Origin of the sequence: Kibdelosporangium phytohabitans, from assembly GCF_001302585.1 — a bacterium.
Classification (GTDB): Bacteria; Actinomycetota; Actinomycetes; order Mycobacteriales; family Pseudonocardiaceae; genus Kibdelosporangium; species Kibdelosporangium phytohabitans.
Genome location: NZ_CP012752.1, coordinates 5,400,355 through 5,414,919, shown reverse-complemented (window position 1 = coordinate 5,414,919; position 14,565 = coordinate 5,400,355). Strand labels below are relative to the sequence as shown.

General features: G+C 69.8%; 13 protein-coding genes. 7 read left to right on the top strand and 6 right to left on the bottom strand.

Translation table 11 applies throughout. The features are described from left to right. Positions 1–134: 134 nt before the first annotated feature. The 6 genes from AOZ06_RS24680 to AOZ06_RS24655 are packed head-to-tail and all read right to left on the bottom strand — an operon-like array spanning position 135 to position 6,817. Positions 135–1,253: a hypothetical protein gene (locus tag AOZ06_RS24680; protein WP_054291578.1), complete on the bottom strand. Its 1,119-nt coding sequence runs from the start codon at positions 1,251–1,253 to the stop codon at positions 135–137. Further along, on the bottom strand, positions 1,250–3,478 hold the full coding sequence (locus tag AOZ06_RS24675) for a xanthine dehydrogenase family protein molybdopterin-binding subunit (protein WP_054291577.1): 2,229 nt from the start codon (positions 3,476–3,478) through the stop codon (positions 1,250–1,252). The genes AOZ06_RS24680 and AOZ06_RS24675 overlap by 4 nt, the downstream gene beginning before the upstream one ends. Continuing rightward, a complete protein-coding gene (locus tag AOZ06_RS24670; RefSeq protein ID WP_054291576.1) occupies positions 3,475–3,945 on the bottom strand; it encodes a (2Fe-2S)-binding protein in 471 nt (156 codons plus the stop codon). Before AOZ06_RS24670 ends, AOZ06_RS24675 begins: the two co-directional genes overlap by 4 nt. Continuing rightward, entirely contained in the window at positions 3,945–4,796 is an 852-nt protein-coding gene (locus tag AOZ06_RS24665) for an FAD binding domain-containing protein (RefSeq protein WP_054291575.1), read from the bottom strand. The genes AOZ06_RS24670 and AOZ06_RS24665 overlap by 1 nt, the downstream gene beginning before the upstream one ends. A 4-nt stretch (positions 4,797–4,800) precedes the next feature. Continuing rightward, positions 4,801–6,072, bottom strand: a complete 1,272-nt coding sequence (locus AOZ06_RS24660) for an MFS transporter (RefSeq protein ID WP_054291574.1) — start codon at positions 6,070–6,072, stop codon at positions 4,801–4,803. A gap of 49 nt (positions 6,073–6,121) precedes the next feature. Beyond that, on the bottom strand, positions 6,122–6,817 hold the full coding sequence (locus AOZ06_RS24655; protein ID WP_054291573.1) for a class I SAM-dependent methyltransferase: 696 nt from the start codon (positions 6,815–6,817) through the stop codon (positions 6,122–6,124). Positions 6,818–7,163: 346 nt separating this feature from the next. Between AOZ06_RS24655 and AOZ06_RS24650 the strand changes: the two genes are divergently transcribed. From AOZ06_RS24650 to AOZ06_RS56615, 7 genes are read left to right on the top strand one after another with little or no spacing between them, the layout of a single operon-like run. After that, positions 7,164–7,745, top strand: coding sequence for a GTP cyclohydrolase II (locus tag AOZ06_RS24650; protein WP_083471897.1), 582 nt, complete (start codon positions 7,164–7,166; stop codon positions 7,743–7,745). A 15-nt stretch (positions 7,746–7,760) separates the two neighbouring features. Beyond that, positions 7,761–9,452 carry a WD40 repeat domain-containing protein gene (locus tag AOZ06_RS24645; RefSeq protein WP_054291572.1) on the top strand — a complete coding sequence of 564 codons (1,692 nt, stop codon included), beginning with the start codon at positions 7,761–7,763 and terminating at the stop codon, positions 9,450–9,452. Next, entirely contained in the window at positions 9,452–10,438 is a 987-nt protein-coding gene (locus AOZ06_RS24640; RefSeq protein ID WP_054291571.1) for a formylglycine-generating enzyme family protein, read from the top strand. The genes AOZ06_RS24645 and AOZ06_RS24640 overlap by 1 nt, the downstream gene beginning before the upstream one ends. Beyond that, positions 10,435–11,475, top strand: a complete 1,041-nt coding sequence (locus tag AOZ06_RS24635) for a pyridoxal-phosphate dependent enzyme (RefSeq protein ID WP_054291570.1) — start codon at positions 10,435–10,437, stop codon at positions 11,473–11,475. Before AOZ06_RS24640 ends, AOZ06_RS24635 begins: the two co-directional genes overlap by 4 nt. 3 nt (positions 11,476–11,478) lie before the next feature. Continuing rightward, positions 11,479–12,093 (top strand): serine O-acetyltransferase EpsC, encoded by a 615-nt coding sequence (gene epsC / locus AOZ06_RS24630; protein WP_157233216.1) that lies wholly within the window; start codon positions 11,479–11,481, stop codon positions 12,091–12,093. Further along, positions 12,090–13,382, top strand: a complete 1,293-nt coding sequence (locus AOZ06_RS24625; protein WP_054291568.1) for an ATP-grasp domain-containing protein — start codon at positions 12,090–12,092, stop codon at positions 13,380–13,382. Before epsC ends, AOZ06_RS24625 begins: the two co-directional genes overlap by 4 nt. A 17-nt stretch (positions 13,383–13,399) precedes the next feature. Further along, on the top strand, positions 13,400–14,560 hold the full coding sequence (locus AOZ06_RS56615; protein WP_169798975.1) for a flavodoxin family protein: 1,161 nt from the start codon (positions 13,400–13,402) through the stop codon (positions 14,558–14,560). Positions 14,561–14,565 lie beyond the last annotated feature (5 nt).

Genomic DNA, 14,565 nt, shown 5'->3' with positions numbered 1-14,565 from the left:
AAAGGCGATGTGGCGGGTCTGGTTTGATCTTGGATTCGCGGTGCACCGGCCACCGGCACGGCCGGATCGGGTCCTGGCCGACCTCGACCCGGCCACACCCCTCATCTGGCTTTGAGGACAGGCGCTGGCGTGTTTCAGGTGAACTCTTCCCAGAGTTCGTCCACCAGTGCCTCGGCGACCATCGGCGAGGTGTCCCTGAGCAGCGTGAGAAACGCGTGGTTGTGCCGCCGGACCTCGCTGTCGTGTCCATTCAGGACGCTGTCCTCGGACAGGTCCAGCAACCACAGCGGCTCCAGTGTGGCACCTCGCCGCGCCTTGGCGTCCGGGGTCTCGATACCGGCGTGCAGTCGCCGGACGCCGGGCAGTCGAGCGGGAATGTAGTAAGTGAGGTTGAAGTACTCCGCCGCCCCGCTCAGCTTCTCGTAGTCGAAGCCGACCGCGCGCAGGAACACCGTGTCGCCTTGCCTGTAGTACAGGCAGAAACCGAGCGGCGGGCCGTCGTCAAGCGAGCACAACGTCACTTCGGCTCGGTCGCCGGCCAGTTCGCCCTGGGCTCGGAACGACCGCGCCAGTGGTTCGACGTCGACGGTCCTGCCGTAGCGTGCCTCCGTGCGGGCGAGCAGGCGCGCCACGTCGTGGTACGCCTCCTTCAGCGTCCGGTGTTCCAACCGGTAGCCCGCCCGTGCGAAGTTGCGTGCCTCACGGCGGACTCTGCGCGACCTGTTGCGTGTGCCCAGGGAGGTTGTCCACGCCTCCCAGCCACCGGGTGGGACGTCGATCCACGCGTCGGTGGTCAGGGCGACCGGCAGGGCACGCACTCCCGCGGCCCGCAGCGACCGGACATCCGGCGTTGTCACGTACATGGCGACGCTGGGCTCCCGCACCGACCGCAGCGCGTCCAGCAGAGCCCCAGCGGCTACCGCCGGGTCCACGGCCGGGCTGGCCAGCAGGTGGGCCTGGTAGCCACGGCGCTGGCCCACCAGGATGCCCTGCGGCGGTGGCGCGGGCAGGCCACGTTTGGTCAACTGGTCGTGCCAACGGCAGTGCGGATTGGGTTCGTCACGCACCCGCGCGACGGGCACCGCCGCGCGGCCACCACCGGGCAGGTCCACGTGCAGGCCACCGGATGTGCTGCCCGGGCTGAGCGCGCACAACCGCAGCCACAGCGACGACGAGTAGAACCGGTCGCCCGCCAGCCGGTCCCAGTCCTGATCGGACAGACCACCCAGCGGCCCAGAGAACCATTCGGTCACAGGTCCTCCAGGTCCAGGAGGTGTTCTGGTCTGATCGGCACCCGGTTCACCGGTTTGCCGGTGGCCGCCCGGACCGCGGCGGCGACGGCCGCGGTGGACGAGATCGCCGGGAGTTCCCCGATCCCGCGGACACCGTAGGGTGCTCGGGGATCCGCCATTTCGAGGATCTCCGTCCGCAGTGGCGGCACGTCCATCATCGTCGGCAGCATGTACGTGGCGAACGACGGATTCAACACCTGGCCGTCGGCCAGGTGCAGCTCCTCCATCAGCGCGAGGCCAAGTCCTTGCGCGGCGCCGCCCTGCAGCTGGCCCGCGAGCGCCAGCGGGTTCATCACCCGGCCGACGTCCTGTGCCGTGGCGAAATCCACGACGGTGACCTGGCCGAGGTCCACGTCGACGTCCACAACCGCGCGGTGGGCGGCGAACCCGAACTGCATGGCCGAGTCGCCCTGGCCGTTGACCGGGTCCAGCGGATACGTGCGCGGGTGGTGGAACTCCGCGGTCCGTTCGATGACCGTCGAGCCGAGCACATCGGCGAGCGTCGCGACCGGGTCGCCGGTGCTGTCCGTGATCACGCCGTCGCGCAGGACCGAGGCGCTGGGGAACCGTTCACGCGCCAACTTCAGGACGTCGGCGCGTACCTCCTGACAGGCCGCACGGACCGCTCCCCCGGTGACGTAGGTGTGCCGTGAGGCGGATGTCGGCCCAGCGGTGCCGAACCGGCTGTCGGCGTGCTCGACCCGGACGTCCGCGACACCGAGTTCGGACACGGCGATCTGGCGCTGGACCGTGGACACACCTTGGCCGACATCCATCGCGGCACTGGTCACGACGGCGACGGGCGAACCGGCATCGACGCACAACCGTACCCGGGCAGTGGAGAAGTCGTCGAAGCCTTCGGAGAAGCCGATGTTCTTCAGGCACACCGCGTAGCCGACGCCGCGGACCACCTCGCGCGCCGGAGTGCCGGCCGGGACGGGCAGCGCACGGAGTCGTTGCAGCAGTTCCGTCACGGCGACCGGGCCGGTGAGCACCTGACCGGTCGGCAGGCTCCCGCCGGTCCGCAGCGCGTTGCGGAGCCTGAACTCCACGGGATCCAGCCCGGTCACCGCGGCCAGCCGGTCCATCTGGCTCTCGTAGGCGAAACACGGCTGCACGGTCCCGAACCCGCGCATGGCCCCGGCGGGTGGATTGTTGGTGTACACGGCGGTGGCCTCGGCCCAGACGTGCGGGACGTCGTACGGGCCGACGGCGTGAGTGGCGGCATTCCCAGCGATGGCAGGCGAACTCGCCGCGTAGGCACCGCCGTCCAGGACGATCTCGGCCCGGACGTAGACCAGCTTCCCGTCCGCGGTACACCCGTGCTCGTAACGCAGCACAGCGGGATGACGGTGCACGTGCCCGAGGAACGACTCGGCCCGTGAGTACGACATCATCACCGGGCGTTGCAGCCGCAACGCGATGAGGCAGGCGTGGACGTGCACCGTCAGGTCTTCCCGCCCGCCGAAAGCACCGCCTGTTCCCGCGGGCTTGACCACGACCAGGTCACTGGCCAGGCCGAGAGAAGCGGCGATCTGTTCCTGGTCCACGTGCAGCCACTGGGTCGCCACGTGCAGTTCGACCCCGCCGTCCGGGGTGGGCACGGCGAGCCCGGACTCCGGGCCGAGGAACGCGGGATCCTGCATGCCGACCGTGTACTCGCCCTTGACCACCACCTCGGCGTACGGGAACTCGCCCGACTGCGCCGCGCCGCGACGGATTCGCTTGTGGGCCACCACGTTGCCGTCCGGATGCACTGCGGGCGCGCCAGGTTCCAGAGCGGGCAACGGGTCGGTGACCGCAGGGAGCACCTCGTAGTCGACGACGATCCGCTCGGCGGCCAGCCGGGCCGTGGCCAGGTCGTCGGCGGCCACGACAGCCACCGGCTCGCCGTGGAAGCGGACGACGTCCTCGGCCAGCACCGGCTGGTCCACTTTCATCTGGCCGCAGAGCTTGCGGCCGGGGATGTCCGCGTGGGTGATGACGTCACGTACCCCGGCCAGCTGCCAGGCGGGCGCAGTGTCGATCGACAGGACCCTGGCGTGCGCGTGCGGGCTGCGCAGCGTCGCCGCCCACACCGCGCCCGTGTTGCCGAGATCCGAGGAGAAGCGGAACACACCGGTGACTTTGGCGACGCCGTCGGGTTGCTTCGCGCTGGTGCCGATGCCGTCAGGTGCCGCGTTCATACTTGCTCCGCTGTCGTCCGTTCGGCGGCCAAGCAGACGGCGTCGACGATGTGCCGGTAACCCGTGCAACGGCACAGGTTGCCGGCCATCTCGGCACGAACCTCAGCCGCTGTCGGGCACGGCACGCGGCGCAGCAAGTCGTCGGCGGCGAGAACCATGCCGGACGTGCAGAAGCCACATTGGACGGCACCGGCGTCCACAAACGCCTGCTGCACCGGGTGCAACCCCGCGTCGGTCGCCATGCCTTCCACTGTGGTCACTTCCCGGCCGTCGGCCTGCGTCGCGAGCACCAGGCAGGCGTTCACCAGCACGTCGTCGAGGCGGACCGTGCACGAACCGCATTCGCCTTCCTCACAGGCGTTCTTGGTGCCGAGCAGGCCCCAGCGGTCCCGGAGCAGGGCGAGCAGGCTCACCGACTCGGATTCGTCCTCGAACAGCTTGCCGTTGACAGTCACGCTGACAGTCATCAGGCCTCCTTGCGGCGATGGCTTTCCCACACCTGCTGAAGGTTCCGCCCGGCCAGCACGGCGATGGCGTGCCGCCGGTAGGCAGCGGTGGCCCTGAGGTCGGTCACCGGTGTCGCACTGGCCGCGACCAGCCGCCCGAACCTGCCGAGCAGGTCACCGGTGAGCCCGCCGGTCCACAGTTGCTCGCGCAGCAACGCTTCCGCGTCCGCGGCGCGGTGCGGGGCCGGGCCGTAGCCGCCGACCGCGACCCTGATCTCCTCGCGGGCCGCGTCCAGCACGATCGCACAGCTGCACGCGCTTTTCACCATGCCCCGGCGTGCGCCGACCCGAGCGAATCGCTGGGGCCCGGTGACAACCGGCAGCCGGACGCTGTGGATCAGTTCGTCGGCGGCGAGCGCCGTGCCGCCCTGCGGTCGGTAGAAGCGGTCGACGGGAACGCGGCGGGTCCCGTTCGCGGAACTCAATTCGATCTCCGCACCGATCGCGAGCAGCATCGGGTGCGGGTCGCCGGTCGGCGCCGCGGTGCCCAAGCTGCCACCGAGAGTGCCGCGGTTGCGCACCTGCCGCGATCCCACTGCCCGCGCGACCGCGGCCAATCCCGGGAGGGAGCCGGCGAGCCCGTCGGCGATGCCGGTGTAGGTCGTCCCCGCGCCGAGGCGAACCCAGTCCCGGTCGACCCGCCAGCCACCGAGTCCGGGAACCCGGCTGAGATCCAGCAGGATGTCCGGGCGGAGCCGTCCCGCCCGCAACCCCACCATCACGTCGGTGCCGCCGGAAACCGGCACCGCGGCCGGGTGTTGTGCGCGCAGGGCAAGGGCTTCGGGCCAGTCGGCCGGTTTCAGGACACGCATGTGCTCACCGCCCCGGCTCCGCCGCCGCGCGCCGGGCCTCGTCGAGGTCGGACGGCAGCAGGATCGAACAGACCACCCAGCCGACGACCAGGCCGATGACGCCCACCAGCAACGCGGTGCGCAGCCCGAGCCACTCCCCGGCGAGCCCGCCGAGCGCCGCGCCGATCGGGATCGCACCGAACGCCGCGAACCGGTACGTGGCCGTCACCCGGCCGAGCAGCTCGTTCGGCGTGATCACCTGGCGCGTCGAGACCACGAAGATGTTGGACAGGGTGTGCCCGAAGCTGTATCCGAAGAACACCAGCACCGAAACCGCGACCAGCAACGGTTTCGAGCCCGACACGAGCGGCAGGACCAGCAGCACGACCGAGCCGACGCCGACACCGGTGATGATGCTGCGACGGGTGCCCAGCCGGGCGCCGACAGCTCGGGCGACCATCGAACCGACGATGGCGCCGACACCGCTGACCGCCATCGTGAGCCCGTACAGCTCGGGACTGAAGTCGAAGGCGGACAAGGCGAACAGCACCCACAGGGTCAGCACCATCTGGTCGAAGAGGTTGATCCAGGTGCCCTGCAGGGTGAGCACGCGCAGTGTCCGGGAGCGGGCGATGAACCACATGCCCTCCTTGATCATGGACAGCACACCGGTCCGCCCGGCGGGCGGATCCACCACTTCGCGATGCCGGATCGCCAGCACGCACAGCCCGGCCGCCGCGTAGGTGAGCAGGAACAGCACCACGGCCTTGACGCCGCCGAGGGCACCGGTGACCACGCCGCCCAGACCGGGCGCGGCGACCTGGACCATGGCGTAGGTCATCTGGATCCGGCTGTTGGCCGTCACCAGCTCGGCGGGCCGCACGAGCGCGGGAACGTAGGCCTGGGTGGAGATGCCACTGATCGCGTTGAACAAGCCGACCACGAACGCCGCGGCGAACAGCAGCTCGATCGCCGGGCGGCCGGTGGCCATCAGGATCGCCACGGCCAGCAGCGCGGTCATGCTGCCGAAGTGCACGAGCAACAGGCTCGGCCGGCGCGCTCTGCGGTCCAGCCACACACCGGCCAGCAGCGGGACGATCAGGGCGGGTGCGAACTGCGCGGCGTTGAGATAGCCGACCTCGCTCGGTGACGCGCCGAAGGTGAGCACCGCGATCAGCGGGAACACCAGGGATACTCCCCTTGCGCCGATCTCGCTCAACGTCAGCCCGGACCAGAACTTGCCGAAGTCGGCGTTCACCAGGAACGGCACACCGCCGTCCGTCTCGCGCGCACCCATCCGCACACCCCTCCCGGCCGGTCGGCTCGCCATCACCCGTCAGCAGCGGTCAGCGCCTTCTGGCGAGGACCCAGTCACGGTTGTCGGTCAGGTAGGACTCCACCCGTAGGCCTGCGCGGGCCAGTTCGGCCGCGATCTCGGCGTCGGACATGCGGCGGTGGGTGTACGAGTGCGTCCACTTCCGCCCGGAGTGCTCGTATTCCATCGTCACGCTGAGCAGGTCCGGTGTCGGTCGCGATACTTCGCGCAGCCGCAGGGTCAGGTCACCGGCGACCCGTTCGTAGGGCTGCGCCTGGTCGAACCAGGTCAGGGTGTGCCGTTGAAGGATGAGGCAGCCGCCGGGCGCCATGTGCCGTTCGCAGGCCGCGAGCCAGGCGGCCCGCAGGTCGTCGTCCTTCTCGTTCACCAGGTAGGACGCCAGCAGCACGACGTCGAACCGGTCGTCCAGCGACAGCGCCTCGATCGACGCGTGCACCGTCCGCGCTCCGGTGACGCGGGCGAGCATCTCCCGCGACTCGTCCACCGCGACCACGTCGTGGCCGTGCTCGATCAGTCCGCGCGTGATTCGCCCCGTCCCGGCGCCCAGTTCGAGAATTGCCGCGCCGGCGGGTACCGCGGAATGCACGACGTCGGCTTCTCCCTGTGCGGGAAGAAGTTCGTAGAGTTCGACCGGGCATCCGTCCGGGGTGATCGGCCCTGGACCGCGTCCGACGGCGGTGTACCGATTCGGCGTGACACGGTTCATCGACGCTTTTCCCCCTGACGAATAACACATCCGGCCGGTAAGCGAGGGTTGGGTAAAACCCGATTTCGAAGGTAGCCGCTCGCCGCGCGGACTGTCAACAGCGCTCATTGCACGGGATCCGCGCGTGCGTCCGGTCCATTGTGGCCGACGCGGAAGAACGGCAACGGCGAAGAATCACAGTGGCACGATTCGGTGCTAGCGTCGATATACGTTGGGGCCACCAGCCCCACAGGGGCCGATTCAATCACGTTCCGGGGGTCGGGCATTGGGCGATAATCTTTCGTCGGGCACAAATCCGGATTCCAACGGAATACTCACCGTTGCGCCCGCGCGGATACGGACCACGGTGAGCGTCCCGTTGCAGCTGTCGGCCGGGGTGTTCACGCCTGCGACCGTGGTGACGTTCCACGGGCTCGTCGACGGGCGCGAACACCTGGCCGTGGTGTACGGCAACGGGCTGAGACAGCCGAAGCCGCTGGTCCGGCTGCACTCGGAGTGCCTCACCGGTGACGTGTTCCGCTCAGCGAGATGTGATTGCCACGCCCAGCTGGCCGAATCCATCACGATGATGGCCGCCGAAGGCGGAGTGCTGCTCTATCTGCGCCAGGAAGGTCGCGGGATCGGCCTCTACAACAAAATCGAGGCCTACCGGCTGCAGGACTCCGGGATGGACACTTTCGAGGCCAACCGGGCGTTGAACTTCGCCGACGACCCCCGCGACTACACGGTCGCGGCGCAGATGTTGCAGAGCCTCGGCAAAACGGAGATCGAGCTCATTTCGAACAACCCGAAGAAGATCGAACGGCTTGAGGAATGCGGCATAACGGTGTACCGGCAACGCCTCACCTCCGGGCACGTGACCGACGCGAACCGGGCGTATCTGCGAGCGAAGGTGGAACATGCCGGCCACACAATCCGCGTCGAATAGACCGAGGAGTCTGCAGTGATCGAGCACAGGAGTCCGATCAGCGGTATCGCGGCCTTTCGCGACCGGTATATCGCCACGGCGGGCTATGACAACCAGGTGGTGCTCTGGGACCAGCCGACCAGGCGGGCGGTGAACCGGGTACTGCACGACCACCTCGCCAACCAGTGCTCGTTCAACGCGGACGGGTCGCTGCTGGTCACCTCGTCGAGCGACTACACCGCCCGGCTGTGGACGGTGCCGGACCTGCGGCTGCGCGCGGTGCTCAACGACCAGGACGACGACGTGGAGATGTCGGTCTTCCACCCGGCCCGCGAGTTGGTCGCCACGGCGTCGCGGGACCACAAACTGCGGGTGTACGACTTCGACGGCAACCTGGTGCGCCGGTTCGTCGGCCACACCGCGGACGTGATCTCGGTGGAGTGGGCGGGCGATTCCGAGGAGCTGATCACGTCGAGCGACGACGGGACCGTGAAACGGTGGTCGCTGGCGACCGGGGAACAGCTGCAGGACATCGACCTCGGCGGGGTGGAGACCGACACGGTCGCCATCGACCGCGACGGGACGTTGTACGCGGGCAACGACGACGGCGAGATCATCGTGATCACCGGCGACCAGAAGACCGTGTTGCCGGCGCACGCCTCAGGCGTCAAACGGCTCGTGCTGGACAACGCCCGCCAGCTGATGGTCAGCCTGAGCTACGACCGCACCATGGTGCTGTGGAACACCGCGGGTGAGAGCCTGCAACGCGTGGACGGCGCGGACATCCCCGACGACGTCTGGCCACGCAGTTGCGCCTTCGCGGCCGGGTCGACGCTGGTGTTCGGCACGTTCGGCTCGACCTACCGGACCTATGACTACGGCACGCGGAAATGGCAGCTGGACGAGGTGCCGCCGACCCCGGGCGTGAACGCCGTCAGCGGGTACAACGGGAACGTGCTCACTGTCGGCGATGCCGGTGTGGTGTGGCGGGACGGCGCCGAGCTGACCCGGTTGGGCAGCTTGTGCAACTTCTTGACGCCGATGAGCTCACTCGTCGCGACCGGCGGCCAGCTGGGCAAGCTGATGGACGCGTTGACCGGGCAGCTGGTGCACCAGCACTCGTCGCCGCTCAACTGCGGCGCCGCCTTCACCCGTGACGGGGTCGAGCACCTGATTGTCGGCGCCTACACCGGCGAGGGCCTGGTGTTCCGATTGGGCGACGGGGGAAACCTCGAGCATGTGACCACCATCCAGTTGCACGCCAACGCAGTCAAAGGCGTCGCGGTGTCCGGGGACCTGATCATGTCGGTCTGCGCGGACACCAGTGTCGCGTGGCACTCCGTGGCCGATTTCGCGCGAGTGCACGAGATCGACCACGCGCACGACCGGATCGCCAACGGGTGCGTGGGACTCGGCCATGGTCACTTCGCCAGCGTCGGACGGGATCTGAAGCTGCGGCTGTGGGCGCCCGACTTCGCCGTGCGCGTGGTGGACACGACGCACCCGAACTCCATCAAGTGCGTCGCGGCCGATCCCACCGGCAGGCTGATCGCCACCGGGTCGTACCACGGCCACGTCAAGGTCTACGACCGCGAGCTGGGCAAGTGGGTGGCCGACGACCGGCCGACCACCTCCGGGATCTCCTCGCTGTGCCATCTGCCCGAGCGACAGGTGTTCCTGGCCGGTTCGTACGACGGACGGGTCTACGAGGTGCAGGGAACGGCGTGATGGCACCGAATCCGGCGCCGGTGGCCGCCAACCCGAACGCGCTCGGCGACCGGGAGGCCATGGGGCTGCCCGGGCACCTGGCCGAGCGGCTGCCCAGTGACGTGTTCGCCCGCCACCGTGACCTGCTGCGGGACACGCCCGAACGGCTGGTCGCCCGCTGCGAGGACGGCGACGAGCCGTTCGAGCGCCGCTACGTCGCCGGTTCGGTGCTGGGCATGCTCGGGGACCCGCGCGTCGATCCGGACGATCCCCGGATGGTCGACGTCCCCGCGGGGCGGGCCGAACTCGGCCTGCCGGAGGACCAGGTGGACGCGGTCGTCGCGCAGTGGGCGCCGGTCGGGGTCGTCGCCGACTGGATCCGCAAGGAGTGCCCGAGGCACAGCGTGGTCCTGCCGTCCTTCCGGATCATGCGCTATCCGGTGACGAACCTGGAGTACCGGGCTTTCCTGCGGGACACCGGGACCGATGCGCTGCCGAGTTCGTGGCTGTTCGGCGGTTACCCGCACCAGCGGGCCAACCATCCCGTGTGGACGGTCCGGCCGGATCAGGCGGACGCGTACGCCGCCTGGCTGGCGGCCAGGACCGGGCGGCGTTTCCGGCTGCCGTCCGAGGCGGAGTGGGAGTACGCGGCAGGCGGTGGCGTGCACGAGTACCCGTGGGGCGGGCAGTTCCTGCCGGATCACGCCAACACCGTCGAGGACGGTCCACTGTGCACGACACCGGTCGGCCTCTACCCCGCCGGGCGGTCACCGTTCGGCGCGGACGACATGGCGGGCAACGTGGAGGAGTTCGTCGCCGACGACTACGCGGCCTATCCCGGTGGGGCACCGGTCGACGACGACCTGAAACGGGACGGGCAGTCCTACCGGGTGGCCAGGGGCGGAAGCTTCACCCGGTTCGGCGACCTGGCCCGATGCACCCGGCGGCACGGCTGGTTCGACCGTGACCTCTACGCCATCGGGTTCCGGCTCGCGGAGGACGCATGACACCCGACCCGCTCGCCCCGCCGGGCGATCTGCTGCAGCAGCCGTTCACCCCGGTCGATCCCGCGCGGGCGCTCGCGTTCGACGACGTGCACCGGCGTTATCCCGCACTCGCCGGCTTCCGCGCCGGCCTGGGCAGGACCACGCTGCTCGACGTCCCCTCGGTCCCCGGTGGGGCGCGGATCGTGGCCAAGTGCGAGTGGGAGAACCCGGTCGGGTCGATCAAGGACCGCACTGCGTACGCGCTGGTGGCCGACGCGTTGCGCACGCACGGCGACCGACCGGCGGGCGAACTGCGTCTGCTGGCGTACTCCGGCGGTGACCTGGCCGCGGCGATGTCGTCGCTGAGCACCGTGACCGGTGTCGTCACCAGGTTCGTCCTCGCGTCGTTCAGCCCGAGGAGCCTGCTCGACACGCTCGAGAGCCGCGGGTGCCCGGTGGACCTGGTGCCCAAGGAGCGCGGTTTCCTGTTCACCATCCGCACCGCCCAGCGCATCGCCGCCGAGGAGCCGGGTTGGACGCTGGTGTTCCAGCACGCCAATCCGGTCAACGTCGCGATGCACGAGGCGACCACCGGTCAGGAGATCCTGGCCGACCTCGGCGACCGGCGGCCGGACCTGTGGCTGGCGTCGATCGGCAGCGGCGGCACGCTCATCGGTGTCCTGCGGGCGCTTCGCGCACGGTTCCCGGAGATCACCGCGGTCGGTGTCACGCCCGCGGAGTCGCCGTACGCCAATCCCGACGCGCCCAGCGGACAACAGACCTATGAGGGGTCAGGCGGTCATGGCCACGGCATCCGTCAGCCGTTCGTCAAGGCGTACGACCATGTGATCAGCGCCCACGAGCACGTGACCTACCCGGACGCGTTCCGTGCGATGGGTGAGTTCTTCGACCTGACCGGTGTCCGGATCGGCAGTTCGGCCGCCGCCAACTGGCTGGTGGCCAAGCAGTACGCGGCGCGCATGCCGGCCAGTTCGCTGATCGTGACCGTTTTCCCCTGCACCGGCAGTCCGGAGCAGTGGGCCGAACTGGGTCGCTGACTGGTGGGCATCAGGGACGTCGCGGACCGCGTGCGCGAGGACATCGCCGTGGTGATCGAACGCGACCCGTCGGTGCACACCGTCGGTGAGGCGCTGCTGGCGCCCCATCTCGTCGCGATGTGGCTGCACCGGTTGTCGCACGTGGTGCACCGGTCCGGGCATCCGGTGGTGGCGCGGCTGATCTTCCGGGTGGGCAGGCAGCTCTCCGGCGGGATCGAGATCCACCCGGGTGCCCGGATCGGCAGGCGGCTGTTCATCGACCACGGCTGTGGCACGGTGATCGGCGAGACCGCGGTACTCGGCGACGACGTCACGCTCTACCACCAGGTCACCCTTGGCGCACTGGGCTGGCGCCGCGACCGGCGGCGACCGCCCGGGCAACGGCGGCATCCCAAGCTCGGCTCCGGGGTCGTGGTCGGGGCGAACTCGGTGATCCTCGGGCCGGTCGAGATCGGGGACAACGCGCGCATCGGCGCGCGGACGTTCGTCGTCGACGACGTGCCGGCCGGCGCGATCGTGGTGGCCCGTGCCAGCAGGACGGTGCTGCCCGGCACCAGCAACGGTGTGGCCAGGCCGTCCCGGGCCGGTCGCGCCGACGACGCGGAGGCGGACACATGACCGGCAAGGCACCGGCGCTGGTGATCATGACCGGACTGAAGATGATCATCCGTCATCTCCGGCTGGTCGAGTACGCGCGTGAACTGGACGTCGTGCCGATCATGGTGTTCAGCGCGGGCGGCGATCTGAAGCGGCTGCGTGAGCTGACCGGGCAACCGGACCACCCGCTGTCCGGCCTGGGCGAACTGTGGCCGGTTCCCGATTCCACTGTGGGCGGTGTGCTCGGCAGCGTGCAGGACCTGCTGGAGCGTTACGACGTCCGCGGTGTCCTGTCCTGCGGCGAGTACTTCGTGGAACCGGCGGCTGCGCTCGCCGACGTACTGGGTCTCCCCGGCCCCGGCTGGTCCGCGGCGGCGAGCAGCCGCAACAAACTGCTGCAGCGCTACGCTTTGCCGGATCATTCGCCGGGGTGGCGCGTGATCCACCCCTCGGCCCGATCATCGGTGGCCGGGCTCGAACTGCCGTGGAACGGCCCGCTGGTGGTGAAACCGGTCGGCAGGATGAGCAGTTCCGGTGTACGGCAACTGGCATCGGCCGCCGATTTGGCCGCCGCGGTCGGCGGCTACCCCGCGGACGAGACCCTGCTGATCGAACAGCGTGTCGTCGGCGCGGAGTTCTCGGTGGAGAGCCTGGTACAGGGCGGCGAACCGCGATGGTCGGGGATCACCGGGAAGAGCACCAACGAGGACGGCGGCGGCACGTTCGTCGAGATGTCCCACACCATCCCACCCGTCGGCCTGCCGGCCGCCGACGCCGCCGAGCTGACCAAGGTGAACGCGGAAGTGCTGCGGCGGCTCGAGGTCCGGGACGCGATCACGCACGCGGAGTACCGCGTGGGCGACCGGGGCGTGACGCTGATGGAGGTGGCGCTGCGCGTGCCCGGTGACGGCATCAGCGTGCTGTGGCACCTGGCCACCGGCGCCAGCATGGAGGAACGCATCGTGGACCTCGCCATCGGCCGGGACGTGTCCTATCCGGAACCGGTCCGGCGCGGCAGGCACGTCTACCTGGACCATCCACACGGGACACTGGTCGACGTCCGCGCCGACGGCACCCCGGTGAGCTGGACGACACGCGACGAACGGTGGCCACGACTGCACGCAACCGACCGCGACGCCCCGCCACGCTCGTGCGCGGTGCTGGTCAGCAAGGTGCCGGGCGACGAACTGGGCACCATCGCCGACTCCGACGCGCGGTCGGCGTCCGTGCTGGTCGACGCCCCGCTGGACGCGGACATCGACGAGGTGACAGCCGCTGCCTGCGACGGTGTCGAGATCATCGTCGGTTGACCGTGAAGGAGCAGTTGGTGACAGCCAACGTGCTGGTGATCCACCACTCCCGCAAAGGGACTCTGCACGCGCTCGCGACCGCGGCGGCGGAGGGCGCGCGGGCCGCCGGAGCCACGGTCCGGCTGCGTCGCATCGACGCACCGGGCGAGCCGCCGCCCACCAAGGACGATCTGCTGTGGGCGGACGGGATCGTCTGGGGTTCGCCGACCTTCTACGGCAACGTGTCCGCGCCGGTGAAGCAGTTCATCGACTCGACCAGCGACCTGTGGCGGGCCCGGCTGCTGGCGGACAAGGTCGTGACCGGCATGACGAGTTCGACCAGCCTCAACGGTGGGCAGGAAGCCACGCTGCTCGGGTTGTACCGGAGCATGTACCACTGGGGCGCGGCGGTGATGTCGGCCGACTCGACGATGCCGCTCTGGGCGGAAACCGGCGCCAATCCGTACGGCGTCTCGGTGTGCGCCAACGGCGGCGACCTGCCGAGCGCAGTACGCGACGCCGCCGCCCACACCGGGGCCCGGATCACGCGCCTGGCGCATCTGGTGCGTACCGGCGAACCGGCACCGTCGGCCAAGATAGTCGTCATATGCCAAGACGGCCGCCCTGCGCTGCGCGCACTGGCCGCGGCGGTGGCAAGTGGAGCGCGGGAAACGGGAGCGGCCGTGCGGCTGCGCCAGATCACGCCGGCCACAACGGACGTCCCTGTCGTCACGCCCGCGGATGTCTCATGGGCGGACGGACTGGCCTGGGGGATGCCCGCGACCACCGGCTCCCTGCCCGCGATGACGGCGGGCTTCGTCGAAACAGTCCAGGACACGGGCGCTGATTTTCTCGGCAGGACCGTCACCGCCTTCGGCACGACCTCGAACGCGCACGCCGGCGGCGAATCGACCCTCCTGGCGGCCTACACCGCCATGCACGCCTGGGATTGCCTCATCGTCGCACCCGGATACACCGATCCGGTCGTGACCGCCGCGGGCGGCAATCCCTACGGCACCCTGTCACACGACCGCAACGGGCCTCCACTGCGGACAGTCCTGGCCGCCGCGCGTCACCAGGGCCGCCGGTTGGCGCTGCTGACCTCCCGGGTGCGCGGCGGGATGCTCACCGTGACGTCACCCCGAGTGCCCGCCCGGGTACCCGCCGAGCACGCTCCCAGCCGGGATTTCAGCAGCTAGGCTTC

Coding starts and splice junctions, on each gene's coding strand:
- AOZ06_RS24675 (WP_054291577.1), bottom strand. CDS start 3,478: ATGAACGCGGCACCTGACGGCATCGGCACCAGCGCGAAGCAACCCGAC.
- AOZ06_RS24670 (WP_054291576.1), bottom strand. CDS start 3,945: ATGACTGTCAGCGTGACTGTCAACGGCAAGCTGTTCGAGGACGAATCC.
- AOZ06_RS24665 (WP_054291575.1), bottom strand. CDS start 4,796: ATGCGTGTCCTGAAACCGGCCGACTGGCCCGAAGCCCTTGCCCTGCGC.
- AOZ06_RS24660 (WP_054291574.1), bottom strand. CDS start 6,072: ATGGGTGCGCGCGAGACGGACGGCGGTGTGCCGTTCCTGGTGAACGCC.
- AOZ06_RS24655 (WP_054291573.1), bottom strand. CDS start 6,817: ATGAACCGTGTCACGCCGAATCGGTACACCGCCGTCGGACGCGGTCCA.
- AOZ06_RS24640 (WP_054291571.1), top strand. CDS start 9,452: ATGGCACCGAATCCGGCGCCGGTGGCCGCCAACCCGAACGCGCTCGGC.
- AOZ06_RS24635 (WP_054291570.1), top strand. CDS start 10,435: ATGACACCCGACCCGCTCGCCCCGCCGGGCGATCTGCTGCAGCAGCCG.
- AOZ06_RS24625 (WP_054291568.1), top strand. CDS start 12,090: ATGACCGGCAAGGCACCGGCGCTGGTGATCATGACCGGACTGAAGATG.